This window comes from Pseudomonas sp. LY-1, from assembly GCF_053502595.1.
Genome location: NZ_CP094353.1, coordinates 4883783 through 4899465 on the forward strand (window position 1 = coordinate 4883783; position 15683 = coordinate 4899465).

The 15683-nt window shown below is 61.2% G+C and carries 12 protein-coding genes; 8 read left to right on the forward strand and 4 right to left on the reverse strand.

Annotated elements, in window-relative coordinates:
• The first annotated feature begins 41 nt into the window (after nt 1-41).
• A complete protein-coding gene (locus MOQ67_RS22335) occupies nt 42-668 on the forward strand; it encodes a LysE family translocator (protein WP_198717274.1) in 627 nt (208 codons plus the stop codon).
• Here MOQ67_RS22335 and MOQ67_RS22340 read toward each other — a convergent pair.
• Together MOQ67_RS22340 and uraH are read right to left on the reverse strand one after the other, a co-directional pair.
• On the reverse strand, nt 665-5935 hold the full coding sequence (locus tag MOQ67_RS22340; RefSeq protein ID WP_448675562.1) for a dermonecrotic toxin domain-containing protein: 5271 nt from the start codon (nt 5933-5935) through the stop codon (nt 665-667). The genes MOQ67_RS22335 and MOQ67_RS22340 overlap by 4 nt on opposite strands.
• A gap of 142 nt (nt 5936-6077) precedes the next feature.
• Nucleotides 6078-6431 (reverse strand): hydroxyisourate hydrolase, encoded by a 354-nt coding sequence (uraH, locus tag MOQ67_RS22345; RefSeq protein WP_198717272.1) that lies wholly within the window; start codon nt 6429-6431, stop codon nt 6078-6080.
• Between the two features lie 389 nt (nt 6432-6820).
• On the opposite strand from uraH, the gene puuE reads away from it, so the two are divergent.
• The 6 genes from puuE to MOQ67_RS22375 all read left to right on the forward strand — a co-directional run bounded on the left by puuE (nt 6821) and on the right by MOQ67_RS22375 (nt 12606).
• Nucleotides 6821-7747 (forward strand): allantoinase PuuE, encoded by a 927-nt coding sequence (gene puuE, locus MOQ67_RS22350; protein WP_198717271.1) that lies wholly within the window; start codon nt 6821-6823, stop codon nt 7745-7747.
• Complete coding sequence (gene uraD / locus MOQ67_RS22355) at nt 7744-8259, forward strand: 2-oxo-4-hydroxy-4-carboxy-5-ureidoimidazoline decarboxylase (RefSeq protein ID WP_198717270.1); 516 nt, start codon at nt 7744-7746, stop codon at nt 8257-8259. Before puuE ends, uraD begins: the two co-directional genes overlap by 4 nt.
• Before the next feature lie 41 nt (nt 8260-8300).
• Nucleotides 8301-9302: an allantoicase gene (gene alc, locus MOQ67_RS22360; protein WP_198717269.1), complete on the forward strand. Its 1002-nt coding sequence runs from the start codon at nt 8301-8303 to the stop codon at nt 9300-9302.
• 118 nt (nt 9303-9420) lie between these two features.
• Nucleotides 9421-9924: an ureidoglycolate lyase gene (locus tag MOQ67_RS22365; RefSeq protein WP_198717268.1), complete on the forward strand. Its 504-nt coding sequence runs from the start codon at nt 9421-9423 to the stop codon at nt 9922-9924.
• A gap of 51 nt (nt 9925-9975) precedes the next feature.
• Nucleotides 9976-11259 (forward strand): urate hydroxylase PuuD, encoded by a 1284-nt coding sequence (locus MOQ67_RS22370; RefSeq protein WP_198717267.1) that lies wholly within the window; start codon nt 9976-9978, stop codon nt 11257-11259.
• A 561-nt stretch (nt 11260-11820) separates the two neighbouring features.
• The gene (locus MOQ67_RS22375; RefSeq protein WP_198717266.1) at nt 11821-12606 is read left to right on the forward strand and encodes an outer membrane protein OmpK; all 786 of its coding nucleotides are present in this window, start codon (nt 11821-11823) and stop codon (nt 12604-12606) included.
• 47 nt (nt 12607-12653) lie between these two features.
• Here the strand turns inward: MOQ67_RS22375 and MOQ67_RS22380 are convergent, their stop codons facing one another.
• Together MOQ67_RS22380 and MOQ67_RS22385 are read right to left on the reverse strand one after the other, a co-directional pair.
• The gene (locus tag MOQ67_RS22380) at nt 12654-13808 is read right to left on the reverse strand and encodes a patatin-like phospholipase family protein (protein ID WP_198717265.1); all 1155 of its coding nucleotides are present in this window, start codon (nt 13806-13808) and stop codon (nt 12654-12656) included.
• Between the two features lie 30 nt (nt 13809-13838).
• A complete protein-coding gene (locus MOQ67_RS22385) occupies nt 13839-14774 on the reverse strand; it encodes a lipid A biosynthesis lauroyl acyltransferase (RefSeq protein ID WP_198717264.1) in 936 nt (311 codons plus the stop codon).
• A gap of 119 nt (nt 14775-14893) precedes the next feature.
• On the opposite strand from MOQ67_RS22385, the gene minC reads away from it, so the two are divergent.
• Nucleotides 14894-15631: a septum site-determining protein MinC gene (gene minC, locus MOQ67_RS22390; RefSeq protein ID WP_198717263.1), complete on the forward strand. Its 738-nt coding sequence runs from the start codon at nt 14894-14896 to the stop codon at nt 15629-15631.
• The last annotated feature ends 52 nt before the right edge of the window (nt 15632-15683 follow it).

The window sequence follows — 15683 nt, forward strand, 5'->3', positions numbered from 1 at the left end:
TCACCCTCGGGTGAGGCTTTGGCATCAAAGGAGCACTGTAAATGAACCTGGAAACCTGGCTGCTGTTCAGTGGCGCGGCGTTGATCGTGATCCTGATTCCCGGCCCGCTGTCGCTGCTGACGATCAGCAACAGCCTCAACTACGGCCTGCGCCGTTCGTACCCGGCGTTTCTCGGCGGAGTGTTTGCCTCGATCTGCCTGTTGAGTGCCTCGGCACTGGGGCTGGGCGCGCTGTTGTTGGCGTCGGAACAGCTGTTCAGCGCCTTGAAGATGGTCGGCGCGCTCTACCTGTTTTACCTCGCCTGGCAGAGCTGGCAGCAATCGCGCCAACCGGCCCGGGGCGCGGTGGTGCCCCAGGCCGTCGCCACGCCGCGTTTTCGCGCCTTGTTTGGCCGTGCGTTTGTGCTGGGCGCGAGCAACCCGAAGGACATCCTGTTCTTCGCCGCCTTCCTGCCGCAGTTCCTCAGCAGCGACCGGCCGTTTCTGCCGCAGTTGCTCGTCATGATCGCCACCTGGACCGTACTCGACCTGCTGTGCAAGCTCGCCTACGGTCTTGGCGCCCACGGTGCTGCGCGGTATTTGCGCAGCGGCAACGGCCAGAGCTGGTTCAACCGCACCAGTGCCGGGCTGTTCGGGGCCGCTGGCGTTGCGTCGCTGATCAACCGCTAGGACGGGGTCACTTTGGCGAAATAGACGCTCGGAAGGGCGTCTCCTGCAGTAGGCCATTGGATGCCCGCTACGATTCGAAACAGGCGCTTGTCGTTCATCGCACTCTTGACGGCAGCCAACGCCACCGACGTCGGATTATTGCTGATCGCAATATTGAACCAACGATCCGTCAGCCGGCGTTCCAACTTGATAGACCCCAGCTCAAGCCAATGAACGGACACGTAGTACACCCGGTTTGAACCGGAAAGAGGATGAGTCACGAATAAATCACGGGTGGTCTTGTTGCCGTGCCTTACCAGAAGCTCCTCGACGCTGAACCCCTGCTGTTCCAGCACACGTTTGATCGCCGCGCACTGTGCAATGTCTCGCCGAGGTCCCATCTCGCGGCCGCCGGATCGCAGCGCCGGGTCCAAGTCGGTCACCTTGAAATCGACGCGAGTGAAGCCCGGTGCCTTGCCGTCAAAACCGATGTGAAAGGTTCTTTTGCCCCTTTCGGTGGACCGCAGCATTCTCAGCAAATCATCCGTCTGACCCGCCCTCGCGGGGGCTGGAGGCGACCAGTTGTCCAGCGTCGCGCGGATATTGAGCAGATGCGTGGCCGTTGCCGGGCGGGATGGGCCTGCCAACTCAATCAACCTTGCGGCGGTAAACTGTCGACTGGAGAGCGTCATGGTGGGGAACACCGCGCCCACATACTCCGGCAAAGGCTTATCGAACAGGGGCGCATGGACCAGCCATTCACCCGCAGGGCTACGTGTCACCGGGAAAGGCTGCTCCAGAATATCCACGCTGGTCCAGCGCTCAATGTCAAAACTGGCCAATGACACCATTGGCTCATTCCTGTGGATAAACACGATGCCGTCCAACGGCGCCTGATCACCCTGAGGGAGCATCCTGTAATAGCCGCTCATAGGGTCCATCACGCCGGTATTCGGCGGGGCCACCCGAAGGACATTGTGGGGAAACCCTCGGCTGTCCGACGCAATATGAAACACCTCGGGAACCGGAGAAGGCGCATCCGGGCTCTGAAGTGAAGTCCGCCAATTCGACCAGTAGCTCGACGTCGTGGATGACTGGCGAATGGCGTCTTCCGTAGCAACCCGTGCAGTCGCGGGCCACCAGTCGGGCGGCGGTGGCGTCGGCGGCGCGCGCCATGGGTTGAGCACGCCGGAACTTGTGCCCGCCACCGGTTGCGGGGCGTCCGCGCCGAGTGACCATTCCTTGGGCTGATGGAGGTGCAAAATCAGTTCGTCTTGCCCCGGCGCCTGCGTGTTTTTCAGGCGAAATACCGGTTCGTCCCCACGCCGGTAAAGCGGGTAATAGTGCGTGTCATCCGCCACAAAGGGCTCACCATTTTTCACATAGACGCCCGACTCGCCCGGCCCTTTCAGCGCAATGGCGCCCTCCGGCACCCCCTTGATTTTGAACCGCTCCAAGGCTTTCAACTGGGTCACGGGGGACGACGCCGTGCGGGACACCCCGCTGTGTACCGTCATCCGCAAACGATGTATGCGCCCCAGCAACCCCCTCAGCACCGGCCGCGCAATACCTGCGCCGGCACGGCCCACCTTCTTTGGGCCGGGGATTAAGTTCAGCAGCAGGTCGATCGCCATAAAGGCGCTCATAAAACCCACATCGACCGCATCGTGGGGGTCGCCGAAACGGTGATAACTGCGCGATACGCGCAGCAACTCATAGAAGTCATTGAACATCCCGTACAACGGCGAGAAAAAACCCACCACCGCCCGCGCGCGGGTGTCGCCCTGCTCACTCAGACGGCGGGTTCGATAGCTCGCCAACGCCTTGCCGGAATGGCTGGCGGCTTGAGTCCGCCGTTGCAAATCCAGCACGCTGGCGTGGTAGAGCAACGCCTCGGCGTTGCTGTGGGGCGTAGCCACAAACCCCAGCCAGTCCTGCGGATCGCTGGCGATCTGCTCAAGGGTTTGGGCTTCGATCTCCTCAAGCACCGCCGCAGGCTCCAGGTGCTTGATGCTGAACGAACGAACAAACTCGATCCCGCGCCAGATCCCTTTCACCATGAAAAAAGCCGGTATGGCTTTAAGCGTTTTTGCAGCCTGGACGTGTGCACCGCCGCCCTCCGCAGGCTGGGGGATCGCCTCGAATGCCCAACCCGGTGCGACCTGTCGCGCCAACGCCTTGACGTTATCCGGTAACGCGCCGATGCGGTTCAATTCAGCCTGGGCCCGTTGCAGGCTATCGTACTCGGTCAGGACCAGGGACGACGGCGCATCGGGCCAGTAAACCAGGCACAGTTCGGAGCGCCGGTCATGCACCACCACGATCCCTGCGACATAGCGATCATGCTGCATCGTGTGGCCCACCAGATGAACCACGTACAGCTGCAACTGGTGCTGGTTGTTCGACAGGTCTTGCGGTGTGCGGGCCGCCATCGCGGTCTTGAATACGCTTTGTGCCGTCGCCGTCAGCCCCTGCTGAGTCGCGCAGAACAGGTGATACTCAACGCCCGCGCGCAAGGCGCGATTCAACAGTTCGGGAATCCGTCCGTTGCTGAGCTCGCGATCGGCTTCAATACGCGGATAGAAAGCCCGGTTGATCAAGGTGTCGTACTGACCACCGATATCCAGCGAGGACACCATACGGGTCAAGTAAGCGGCATTCAGGCGTTGCTTCCACTCAGGTTGCAGATAGCGCGCGTGACTGAATCGCCAAGCGGTCCAGGGCGCCAGTGGGTCGAGGTTATGCAGCGTCAGTTGCAGCAGGCTGAAGGTCGTGCGCGCTGCGGTTGGGGTCAGCACGATGTTGCGATCACCCACCGTACAGCCGCTGATCCATCCACAAAAGGCACCGTGGACATCATCCGGCATATCAATCAACGGTTGGTCGATGTCCAACGGCGGGAAGAAACCGTCCTGGCGCAAACGGGCGATCAACGCGCGCCGGGCGAACGTGTCCAGGTCAGGCAGGCGTTGCTCAAGTCGGCCTTTAAACGCAAAGGCGCTGCCCAGGTACAGCCGCAGCAAGCGCTTGAAGGCTCTACGCTGGGCCTGGGTCGCGTGCGCCAACCAAGTGGGCAGTTTCTTCGCGTCAGACGCCGCCGTGCGCAGCAGCTCGATGTTGGCCAGAGCCTGGCCCAGGGCGTCATTGAGCGGAATATTCAGCTGTTCTTCCAGCTCGACCATCAGCAGCGAGCGGCTGAGCTCTGCATCCGTCACTTCACTGAAAATACGCGTGATGTCTTCGCGGCTTTGTTTCAAGCGGTCGTAGCAGCCCAGCAGTTTCTTGAGCGCCACCAGCGCAGGCTTGCCCTTGATCTCAACGTAGCGCACGCCGAGGGTTCCACAGGCCGCATGTGCGCGTAAGTCACGCCGCTTATCGTGCTCGACGCAGCCCCAAAGCACCGAGTCGTCAAGGCTGCTCAGGCTTGCCTTGAGGCTTTGGGTCAAGGCGTCCAGTCCGGCAAACGCCTTGACCCCGCCTTCGATTCCAAACGCGTACACCACCACCGGGAGCTGGCGCGACGGGCGCCTTACCGCCGCGGCCGTGGTCACCACCCAGACGTTATGGAGGGCGTAAAAGGCGTCCGGTTCGCTGCCCACCGCGATCGACAGTACTTGGGTCTGACTGCCAAGGCGTTGGCTGGGCGACGGCTGTTCCACCACTTCGATCATCAGGTCGCGATGCGCCGTACTGATCAGCTTGAGCCGGTGTTGCAACTCAACCTCGCAGCGCAGGGCCTCGGTTTGGGTGCGCATGAACAGCGACACGCGCCTGGGCGTACCCGCGCCGTCGGGACGCTCGGCCCAAAAAGCCAAATCGAGCAACCGATGCTGCCCATCCCGCATCAGTGTATTCAGCACGTCGGCATGCGCCTTGAGTTGGCCCACCAGCGCCACGATTATCTGGTACGCAAGCGTGTCCGCGCAGGGATCGTCCGGGACCAGCAGCGCAACCAGCGCTTTTTCGTAGCGTTTGACCTGACGCTCAGCGGCGCGCAGAGCCAGGCCGGACGCCGTGCTGGCGAAGATGATTTCTGCGCCTCGTCGTTGTCGGTCCCAGTTGAGCAATTGATCGCCAATAACGCCGAGTCGAGCGCCACCGACCAGTTGCCGCCTCGCCCCCTCCACCTGTGCCAGAAAAGGTGCGGCGTCCAGCGGCTGAGGCCGAGGCCGTTGCTCAGAAAACACGTGCGCGTAATTGATCTTCACCGCACAAGCCAGCTCGTTGCTCCATTGCCCGGTCAGCAACGCCTGGGCGCACAGCGTCAGCGCGTCGTCCATCAGCGGCAGGCCGCGAACAAAGCGGTGCGCCGCAGACAAGACTGTTGGCCGGCATAAGTCATTGCGCCGACTTAGCGGCAAGCACTGCCAGAGCGCGTGGAACCGGGACCGGTCCAACACCAGCAGGCCGTCCTGCAGGGCCGTGTAGGACGGGTACTCGTAGAAGTTACAGCCCTCTCCCGGCAGATAGACCACATGCGGTGCCTCGCAGGGGTCGCCTTCTCGATAAAGATGCAAGACCCCGGGAATCGCTACCGGAGGCGTACCCGGCCACAGCAACTGCCCCACTTGCAGCGTGGCCCAAGCCCCGCCCGCACGCTGGCGAGCCTCGGCGGTGGGGGCATCGATCAGGGCCTGAACCATGTCCCATGCCGCACTCGATAGCTGCTCCAGCTGCCGCGCCATAAACGCCCGGTCGGCGAAGAGCGCCTTGTGCAACTCGACCCAGCGCTCCCGGCGAGTGAGCCAGGAACCCTGCGCCAGGGTGTCCCAATAGACGCTGACCGCATGGGCCAGCCGCTCAAACAGCCTCAGCGCGATCACACGGCGCAGTGCTTCCAGCGGCGTATAAGGCAAGCGCCGGTTCGGCTCGTCTTTAACGCTCAGGGTGGTGAATTGATTGACGTTGATCACCACCGTCGGCAGGACCAGCAACGCCAGCGCCCGATCGGTCAGGCTGTCGACTTTGCGCGGCACGGCTGGCGGCTTGGGCTCGGTGAACAACAGGTGGTCCGGGTCCATCTCGAACGCTTTGCGCAGCTCGGCGCGAATGACCGTCAAGACTTTGGGCGAGCGTCCTATCAGGCGTGCCAGTGTCCGCGTCGCGGTGATACAGCGCGCGTCGGCAAGACCGATCTGATTGATCAGGCGACTGGGATGGGTATGGGCATTGATCCGCCGTTTCAACTGCTCGCGAATCGCCTGCGATTGCGCTTGGGCAGCGAGGTCCGGGTCGTCGGCAGTAGCGGTATCGGCTGAAACGCTCACGTGATCGGGGGACGAGGTCATGGTGTTTTCTTCTGCATGAGGAAAACACCCAGCCTAGGCAGTGCCTCCGTGCAAAAGGCGCTAGATAGTTGCACGCGCAAGCGGCATGAAAAGCCCGCCGTGTGGGCGGGCGAAAAACCAGCGAAGAGCTTTGGGGTGGCGCTCAGCTACCGCGGTAGGTGGAGTAACTGTAGGGCGAAATCAGCAGGGGCACATGGTAGTGATCCTGTTCAGCGCTGATGCCGAAGCGCAGCACCACCACGTCGAGGAAGGCCGGCTCTGGCAATTGCACGCCACGGGCACGGTAATAGTCGCCGGCGCTGAATTGCAGCTGGTACACACCGCTGCGGTAGTCGTCGCCTTGGAGCAACGGTGCGTCGCAGCGGCCGTCACTGTTGGTCACGGCGCTGGCGATCAGCTCCAGTTGCGCGCCGTCGACGCGGTACAGCTCAACCTTGATGGTGCTGCCGGGACAGCCGTGAGCGGCGTCCAAAACGTGTGTGGTCAAACGTCCCATGGCGTGTACGCGCCTCCCGAGGTCAGTAGAAGTGAATGCCGCACTTTTTTTGTGCAGCGAAAAAGCCGGCGCCGGCTGATTAAGACACTTTTTAAAAAAATTGTACACAATAAAAACCACAAACCCTACGATCCTCCAGTCGACCTTGCTCGACCGGCCGATTCACGAGTAATCCTTGCTTTTAAACAACCTTTTGTCCATTAGCTGACCAGTCAGGCAAGTTTCTTGCTACACCCTTGAAGGTGAGCGTGGCAGAAAAAAGGCAGAAATCCAGGCTTACAAAGCGGGCAATAAGTTGTATACAATCACTCATCACTGTGACGCCACTCAGTCTTTCCACTGCCCGGCCGCCACACACACCGCTACCACGCACAAGAAGGAAGACTGCAGTGAGCGCTGACTACCCACGCGACCTGATCGGTTACGGCAGTAACCCTCCTCACCCCCACTGGCCGGGCAAGGCACGCATCGCGTTGTCTTTTGTACTCAACTACGAAGAAGGCGGCGAGCGCAATATTTTGCACGGTGACAAAGAGTCCGAAGCCTTCCTTTCGGAAATGGTCTCGGCCCAGCCGCTGCAGGGCGAGCGCAACATGAGCATGGAGTCGCTGTACGAATACGGCAGCCGTGCCGGCGTGTGGCGCGTCCTCAAATTGTTTAAAGCATTCGATATCCCGTTGACCGTCTTCGCCGTGGCCATGGCCGCCCAGCGCCATCCGGAGGTGATCCGTGCAATGGTCGCCGCCGGCCATGAGATCTGCAGCCACGGCTATCGCTGGATCGACTACCAGTACATGGACGAGGCCCAGGAACGCGAGCATATGCTCGAAGCCATCCGCATCCTCACCGAGCTGACCGGCGAACGCCCGCTGGGCTGGTACACCGGCCGCACCGGCCCGAACACGCGGCGCCTGGTGATGGAGGAAGGCGGCTTCCTCTATGACTGCGACACCTATGACGACGACCTGCCCTACTGGGAACCCAACACCCCCACCGGCAAGCCGCACCTGGTGATCCCTTACACCCTGGACACCAACGACATGCGTTTCACCCAGGTGCAGGGCTTCAACAAGGGCGATGACTTTTTCGAGTACCTCAAAGACGCGTTCGACGTGCTCTACGCCGAAGGAGCCGACGCGCCGAAGATGCTTTCCATCGGCCTGCACTGCCGCCTGATCGGCCGCCCGGCGCGCCTTGCGTCGTTGAAGCGCTTTATCGAATACGCCAAGGGCCATGAACAGGTGTGGTTCACCCGCCGTGTCGACATTGCCCGTCACTGGCACGCCACGCACCCTTACAAGGGAGCGGCGCAATGACCGCGTTCCAGACCTTGAAACCGTCGAGCCTGAGCCGCGATGCATTCATCAGCGCCTTTGCCGACATCTACGAACATTCGCCGTGGGTGGCTGAAAAGGCTTTCGACCTGGGCCAGGACGCCTCACTCGACGCGGTCGAAACCCTGCACCAACGCATGAGCGACATCCTCTTGAGCGCCGATCACACCCGGCAACTGGCGCTGATCAACGCTCACCCGGACCTGGCCGGCCGTGCGGCCATCCAGGGCCAACTGACCGAAGCCAGCACCCAGGAACAAGCCGGCGCCGGTATTCACCAATGCACGGCCGAAGAGTTCTCACGCTTCACCGAGCTGAACGAGGCCTACAAAGCCAAGTTCAAGTTTCCCTTCATCATGGCGGTAAAAGGCAGCAACCGGCATCAGATCATCAACGCGTTCGAATCGCGCATCCATAACCCGGTAGACACCGAGTTCAAGTGCGCGCTGGACGAGATCAACAAGATCGCGCTGTTCCGCTTACTGACCCTCTAAACGACCATCCCCAGCCACTCTATCCAAGGCAGACAAGAAGAATGAAAGCGCAACCCTTACCGTTCGAGAAGTTCGTCAACCTCGCCGACGCCCGCCTCGGCACCAAGATCATCTCGGTGACCGATGACTGGTTCGCCGACGCCAACCGCCTGTTCCAGCCGACCCCGGCCGTGTGGAAGGAGGGCGTTTTCGATGATAACGGCAAGTGGATGGACGGCTGGGAGTCACGCCGCAAACGCTTCGAAGGCTACGACAGCGCAGTGATCCGCCTGGGCGCCGCCGGCTCGATCAAGGGCGTGGACATCGACACTTCATTCTTCACCGGTAACTTCCCGCCGTCGGCCTCCCTGGAAGCCTGCTTCCTCGCCTCGGGCGAGCCGGACGACAGCACCGAGTGGGTGGAAGTGCTGTCGGCCGTCGAGCTGCAAGGCAACAGCCACCACTACCACGCAATCAACCACGACCAGGCATTCAGCCACCTGCGCTTCAACATCTACCCGGATGGCGGCGTGGCCCGTCTGCGTGTGTACGGTGTGCCGTTCCGCGACTGGTCGGCGGTGGGCGACAACGAACAGGTCGACCTGGCTGCCGCGCTGAACGGCGGCCGCGCCCTGGCCTGCTCCGACGAACACTTCGGCCGCATGGGCAACCTTCTCAATCCGGGCCGTGGCGTCAACATGGGCGATGGCTGGGAAACCGCTCGCCGTCGCACGCCAGGCAATGACTGGGTGATCGTCGCGCTGGGGCATGCGGGCGAGATCGAGAAAGTCATCGTCGACACCCTGCACTTCAAGGGCAACTACCCGGACACCTGCTCGATCCAGGCCGCATTCGTGAAAGGCGGCACCGACAGCCAGATCGAAACCCAGTCGCTGTTCTGGCGCGAACTGCTGCCGGCGCAGAAGCTGGAAATGCACGCCGAACACACCTTCGCCGAGCAGATCAAGGCGCTGGGCCCGATCACCCACATCCGCCTGAACGTGTTCCCGGATGGTGGTGTGAGTCGCCTGCGAGTATTGGGCAAGGTCGCTAAATCGGCGTGAGCCCAATCGCGGGCAAGCCCGGCTCCCACAGGGGTACGCGGACAAATGTGCGAGCCGGGCTTGCCCGCGATAGCGGTAGATCAGACACCATCACATTCAAAAACTTAAGAAGACAGCCATGCGCACACTGATGATCGAACCCCTGACCAAAGAAGCCTTCGCCCCCTTCGGAGACGTTATCGAAACCGACGGCAGCGATCACTTCATGATCAACAACGGTTCGACCATGCGCTTCCACAAACTGGCGACGGTCGAAACCGCAACGCCGGAAGACCACGCCATCATCAGCATATTCCGCGCCGACGCGCTGCAAATGCCACTGACCGTGTGCATGCTGGAGAGACACCCGCTGGGCAGCCAGGCGTTCATACCGCTGCTCGGCAACCCCTTTCTGATCGTGGTCGCGCCACTTGGCGATGCACCGGTATCAGGCTTGGTCCGCGCCTTCGTCACCAACGGCAGGCAGGGCATTAATTACCATCGCGGCGTCTGGCACCACCCGGTGCTGACGATCGAAAAGCGGGATGACTTCCTGGTGGTTGATCGCAGTGGCACCGGCAATAACTGCGATGAGCATTTTTTCAAAGAGGATGAGCGGTTGATCCTCGCCCCCCACCAATAAGAGAAGGCCTGATCACCCGACAACAAGGGCGACAAGCGAGAGGTAAAGACTGTGGAAGCACATTTGTTGGAATGGCTGAACCTTAGCGTGCGCTGGGTTCACATGATCACTGGCGTCGCCTGGATCGGCGCGTCGTTTTACTTCGTCTGGCTGGAAAACAACCTCAACCGCGTCAACCCCAAGGACGGCCTGTCCGGTGACTTGTGGGCGATCCACGGTGGCGGTATCTACCACCTGGAAAAATACAAACTGGCTCCGCCGACCATGCCGGACAACCTGCACTGGTTCAAATGGGAAGCCTATTTCACCTGGATGTCGGGCGTCGCGCTGCTGTGCATGGTGTTCTACCTCAACCCTACGCTGTACCTGCTCGCCCCTGGCAGCAGCCTGAGCGGCACCGAAGGCGTGTTGTTGGGCATCGGCTCACTGCTCGCCGGCTGGTTCATCTACTCCTTTCTCTGCGACTCAGCCCTGGGCAAACGCCCTGCGCTGCTCGGCCTGACCTTGTTCGTGCTATTGATCGCGGCGGCGTATGGCTTCAGCAAAGTGTTCAGCGGCCGGGGCGCGTACCTGCATGTGGGGGCGATCATCGGCACCATCATGGTCGGCAACGTGTTCCGCATCATCATGCCGGCGCAACGCGCGCTGGTGGCGGCAATCGCGCAGAACCGCACGCCGGACCCGACCCTGCCGGCCAAGGGCTTGCTGCGCTCACGACACAACAACTACTTCACCTTGCCGGTGCTGTTCATCATGATCAGCAACCACTTCCCGAGCACTTACGGCAGCCAGTACAACTGGCTGATCCTGGCGGGGATTGCCGTGGCGGCGGTGTTGGTGCGGCATTACTTCAACACCCGGCATAACAGCCAGAAATATGCCTGGACCTTGCCGGTGGGCGCGTTGGCGATGATTTGCCTGGCGTATGTCACCGGGCCCAAGCCGGTCACGGACGTGGCCAAGACACCGGCAGCCATCGAGTACCAACCGTTACCGGAAACCGCGCTGGGCGGTGGCGTGAAACCCGCTGCGCCCGCCGCCCCCGCTGCTGCAGCCGCGCCCGCCCAGGCGACGATTGATTTCGACAAGGTGCATGGTGTGATCCAGGCACGCTGCGCCGTCTGCCATTCGGCCAGGCCCAGCAGCCCGCTGTTCAGCACTGCACCGGCGGGCGTGATGTTCGACACACCGACGCAGATCCAGCAACAGGCTGCGCGTATTCAGGCGCAGGCCGTGGCGAGCCAGATCATGCCACTGGGCAACATCACCCAGATGACCCAGCAGGAACGCGATCTGATCGGCACCTGGATCAATCAGGGGGCGCGCACGAATTAACGGATTAGCGCAGGACTAACCTGTGGGCGGGGGCTTGCTCCCTCCCATATCCGGCCTGCGTTGTCGCTGAATGTACTGTTCCACATCCTCGCGGCTTTGAACCACCCGCCGTCGTCCACACGCATTGATTCCTTCGTTCCAGAAAAACAATAAAGAACAGGAACCCCAACATGCATGCCATCCAACGGGGAACAGCCACACGCCGTGCCCCATTCTCGCCCCGCACGCGCTCTAACAGCGCACTTGAGCCAAGGCTTTGGAGCCAGTATTCTCCGCGCCCGCTCGAATCGACTCAAAAAAAAACAGCGAATATAAAAGCTGACTATAAGGCCAACTTATCCCGGCCTGCGGTCTGCGGCCCAAGTGCGCAAAAGTCCCCTGAGCTCGACTGCATCCGTTGCCGTCGACGACATTTTTTTGGGTTTTTTAGCACCTTGGCGCAGCTCTTGCTAAAGCATCAAAGCTGACCGAACAGACGATTTTTTCAGCGAACCAAAAGGCGCCACACCAGAGCGCCGACATAGAAGAAAAACCATAAAACTTTAACTCGGGAGCAACCGAATGAAACCTATGTTCAAAGGCCTGATGCTGGCAGGAACCCTGCTGGCTGGTGGCCAAGCTGTGGCCGGTGACCTGTTGCAGTGGCAGAACAACAGCCTGACGTACCTGTGGGGCAAAAACTTTACCGTCAACCCGCAGATCCAACAGACCGTCACGTTTGAACACGCCGATGCGTGGAAGTACGGCGACAACTTCTTCTTCCTCGACCGCATCTTTTACAACGGTAAGGAAGACGGCAACGTCGGCCCCAGTACTTACTACGGCGAGTTCACTCCACGCCTGTCGTTCGGCAAGATTTTCGACAAAGACTTGTCCTTCGGCCCGATCAAAGATGTATTGCTGGCGTTCACTTATGAGTTCGGCGAAGGCGATAACGAATCGTACCTGGTAGGCCCGGGCTTCGACCTGAACATCCCCGGTTTCGACTACTTCCAGTTGAACTTCTATCAGCGCCAGACCGAAGGCAATCGCGCAGGCGACGGCGTATGGCAGATCACCCCGGTGTGGTCGTACACCCTCCCGGTGGGCAACTCCAACATCCTCATCGACGGCTATATGGATTGGGTGGTGGACAACGACAAGAACGCCCGTGGCACTTATCACGCCAACCTGCACTTCAACCCGCAGGTCAAATATGACCTGGGCAAGGCGATGAACTGGGGCGAGAAACAACTGTATGTCGGTTTTGAATACGACTACTGGAAGAACAAATACGGGATCGAAGATTCCGGCGCGTTCAAGACCACTCAGGATACGGCGAGCTTCCTGGTCAAGTACCACTTCTGATTGAACACCGCCGAGTCATGTGGGAGGGGGCTTGCCTCCTCCCACCTTCAGATCGGCAACAGGCCCAGGAACCGCGTTATTTCCTCGCGCTTGGCCAGGGCATCACTGCGCCCCAACTCGATCAATTCGCTGCAATACCCCGCCTCGAACAGCAAATAACTGAGCACCCCCGCCCCGCTGGTCTTGGTCGCACCCGGCCCCCGCAGGAACAGACGCAACGCCGCCGGCAATTCCTGCCGATGCCGCGCCGCAATTTCATCGATCGGCTGACTCGGCGCAATCACCAGCACGTCCACCGGCGCCAGGCCCTGGGCCGCGCTGTCGATCGGTTGGAAATGGCTGAACTGGTTCAAGCGCTCCAGCAATTCGATATCACTTTCCAGGCTGTCAATGAACGTGCTGTTGAGCATGTGCCCACCGATCTGCGCCAGGGTCGGCTGCTGGCCAGTGTAGGCACGCTGCAACGAGTGTTCATGCTCGACGCCGCGCGGGTTGCCGCTGACGCCCACCACCAGCACGCGGTTGGCGCCCAGGTGCAAGGCCGGGCTGATAGGCGCCGATTGCCGCACGGCGCCATCGCCGAAATACTCATGCTTGAGTTTGACCGGGGCAAACAGCAAGGGAATCGCCGAACTGGCCAACAGGTGTTCAACCGTGAGTTGGGTGGGCACACCGATACGCCGATGGCGCAACCAGGCATCGATGGTGCCGCCGCCCTGGTAGAACGTCACCGCTTGCCCGGATTCGTAACCGAAGGCCGTGACCGCTACCGCCTTCAGGTGTTTGTCGCGGATGGCTTCGTCAATGCCGTCCAGGTGCAGTTTGTCGTGCAACAAATCGCGCAGCGGCGAGCTGTTGAGCAGCGCCACCGGCACCTGGGCGCCCAGGCCGAGCAGGCTGTGGAAACAGAAGCGACCGGCCTGGTGAATCACCCCCGGCCAGTCGCTGCGCAGCACCAGATGGCTGCGAAACCCCTGCCAGAACGCCGTCAGACGCTCGATCGCCGCAGTGAAGTCCATGGCGCCGCTGGCCAGGCTCACCGCGTTGATCGCGCCGGCCGACGTACCGACGATCACCGGAAACGGATTGGCCGCGCCCGGCGGCAGCAACTCGGCAATCGCCGCCAGTACCCCCACCTGATACGCCGCTCGCGCCCCGCCGCCGGAAAGAATCAAGCCTGTGACCGGTTCAGCTTGGCGCATCGCATTACTCCATGGGGGGAAAAGCAGGTCTTATCGACGGCGTTTTTCGTACAGTTTGGGCTCGCCCGGCGGCCGGCTCTTGAAGCGGCGATGGGTCCACAGGTATTGCTCGGGGCATTCGCGCACCGAGGTTTCGACCCACTGGTTGATCCGCAGGCAATCGATCTCATCGCTCTCGCCGGGAAAATCCGTCAACGGTGGGTGGATCACCAGGCGGTAACCGCTGCCGTCGGCCAGGCGTTCCTGGGTAAACGGCACCACCAGCGCCTTGCCCAGGCGGGCGAACTTGCTGGTGGCGGGCACGGTGGCGGCCTGGATGCCGAACAGCGGCACGAAGATACTTTGCTTGGCGCCGTAGTCCTGGTCCGGTGCGTACCAGATGGCCCGGCCGGCGCGCAGCAGCTTGAGCATGCCGCGCACGTCTTCACGCTCCACGGCCAGGGAGTCGAGGTTGTGGCGCTCGCGGCCACGGCGCTGGATAAAGTCGAACAGCGGGTTGCCGTGCTCGCGGTACATGCCGTCGATGGTGTGCTTTTGCCCGAGCAGGGCCGCGCCGATTTCCAGGGTGGTGAAATGCAGGGCCATGAGGATCACGCCCTTGCCGTCCAACTGGGCCTGCTTGAGGTGCTCCAGGCCTTCGACGTGGGCCAGCCGCGCCAGACGCTGGCGCGACCACCACCAACTCATGGCCATTTCAAAGAAGGCGATGCCGGTGGAGGCGAAGTTTTCCTTGAGCAAGTGTTTACGCGCTTGCGCGGACTTTTCCGGGAAGCACAGCTCCAGGTTGCGTGCGGCGATGCGGCGCCGTTCGCCGGCCACGCGGTACATGCCGGCACCCAGCAGGCGACCAATGGTCAGCAGCGCACGGTACGGCAATTGAGTGACCAGCCACAGCAGGCCGAGTCCCAGCCATAACAGCCAAAATCGCGGATGAAAAAATACAGCTCGAAAACGCGGGCGATCCATTACAGATTCCGGTAAAGACATGGGCCGCGCATTCTACAACGGTTCGACTCGGCTTGCGGCCAGTGGTTGTTCTCGTTATAAGTCTCGACACTTTTCGTGACAAGCCGCTTTTGCCGACCATGAGCCAAACCGAACCGCTAGACCAAGATCCCGTGTTCCAGCTGAAAGGCAGCATGCTCGCCATTACCGTGCTGGAATTGGCCCGCAATGACCTCGACGCACTGGATCGCCAGCTCGCCGCCAAGGTCGCCCTGGCGCCGAATTTCTTCAACAATGCCCCACTGGTGCTGGCCCTGGACAAACTGCCAGCCGGCGAAGGCACGATCGACCTGCCGGGCCTGATGCGCGTTTGCCGCTCCCATGGCCTGCGCACCCTGGCGATTCGTGCCAACCGTATCGAAGACATTGCCGCAGCCATCGCAATTGAATTGCCAGTACTGCCACCGTCGGGTGCCCGCGAGCGTCCGCTCGATCCGTTGGCCGGTGAAGTGAAGAAAAAACCGGAAAAACCACCGGAGCCTACGGTCAAACCGACCAAGATCATCACCTCCCCCGTGCGCGGCGGGCAGCAGATTTACGCCCAGGGCGGCGACCTGGTGGTGATCGCGTCGGTCAGCCCGGGCGCGGAACTTCTGGCCGATGGCAACATCCATGTATACGGCCCCATGCGCGGGCGTGCCCTCGCCGGCATCAAGGGTGATACCAAGGCGCGTATTTTTTGCCAGCAATTGACCGCTGAGCTGGTGTCGATCGCGGGCCAGTACAAGGTTTCAGAAGACTTGCGCCGTGACCCGCTGTGGGGCGCAGCGGTACAAGTCAGCCTGTCGGGTGATGTGTTGAACATCATCCGTCTTTAACGGATACTGCCGCATTTTCCAAGCATCTCTAGACTCTGATAGCACAGCGAAA

Coding starts and splice junctions, on each gene's coding strand:
- alc (WP_198717269.1), top strand. CDS start 8,301: ATGAAAGCGCAACCCTTACCGTTCGAGAAGTTCGTCAACCTCGCCGAC.
- uraD (WP_198717270.1), top strand. CDS start 7,744: ATGACCGCGTTCCAGACCTTGAAACCGTCGAGCCTGAGCCGCGATGCA.
- MOQ67_RS22340 (WP_448675562.1), bottom strand. CDS start 5,935: ATGACCTCGTCCCCCGATCACGTGAGCGTTTCAGCCGATACCGCTACT.
- minC (WP_198717263.1), top strand. CDS start 14,894: ATGAGCCAAACCGAACCGCTAGACCAAGATCCCGTGTTCCAGCTGAAA.
- MOQ67_RS22335 (WP_198717274.1), top strand. CDS start 42: ATGAACCTGGAAACCTGGCTGCTGTTCAGTGGCGCGGCGTTGATCGTG.
- uraH (WP_198717272.1), bottom strand. CDS start 6,431: ATGGGACGTTTGACCACACACGTTTTGGACGCCGCTCACGGCTGTCCC.
- MOQ67_RS22375 (WP_198717266.1), top strand. CDS start 11,821: ATGAAACCTATGTTCAAAGGCCTGATGCTGGCAGGAACCCTGCTGGCT.
- MOQ67_RS22380 (WP_198717265.1), bottom strand. CDS start 13,808: ATGCGCCAAGCTGAACCGGTCACAGGCTTGATTCTTTCCGGCGGCGGG.
- MOQ67_RS22365 (WP_198717268.1), top strand. CDS start 9,421: ATGCGCACACTGATGATCGAACCCCTGACCAAAGAAGCCTTCGCCCCC.
- MOQ67_RS22385 (WP_198717264.1), bottom strand. CDS start 14,774: ATGGATCGCCCGCGTTTTCGAGCTGTATTTTTTCATCCGCGATTTTGG.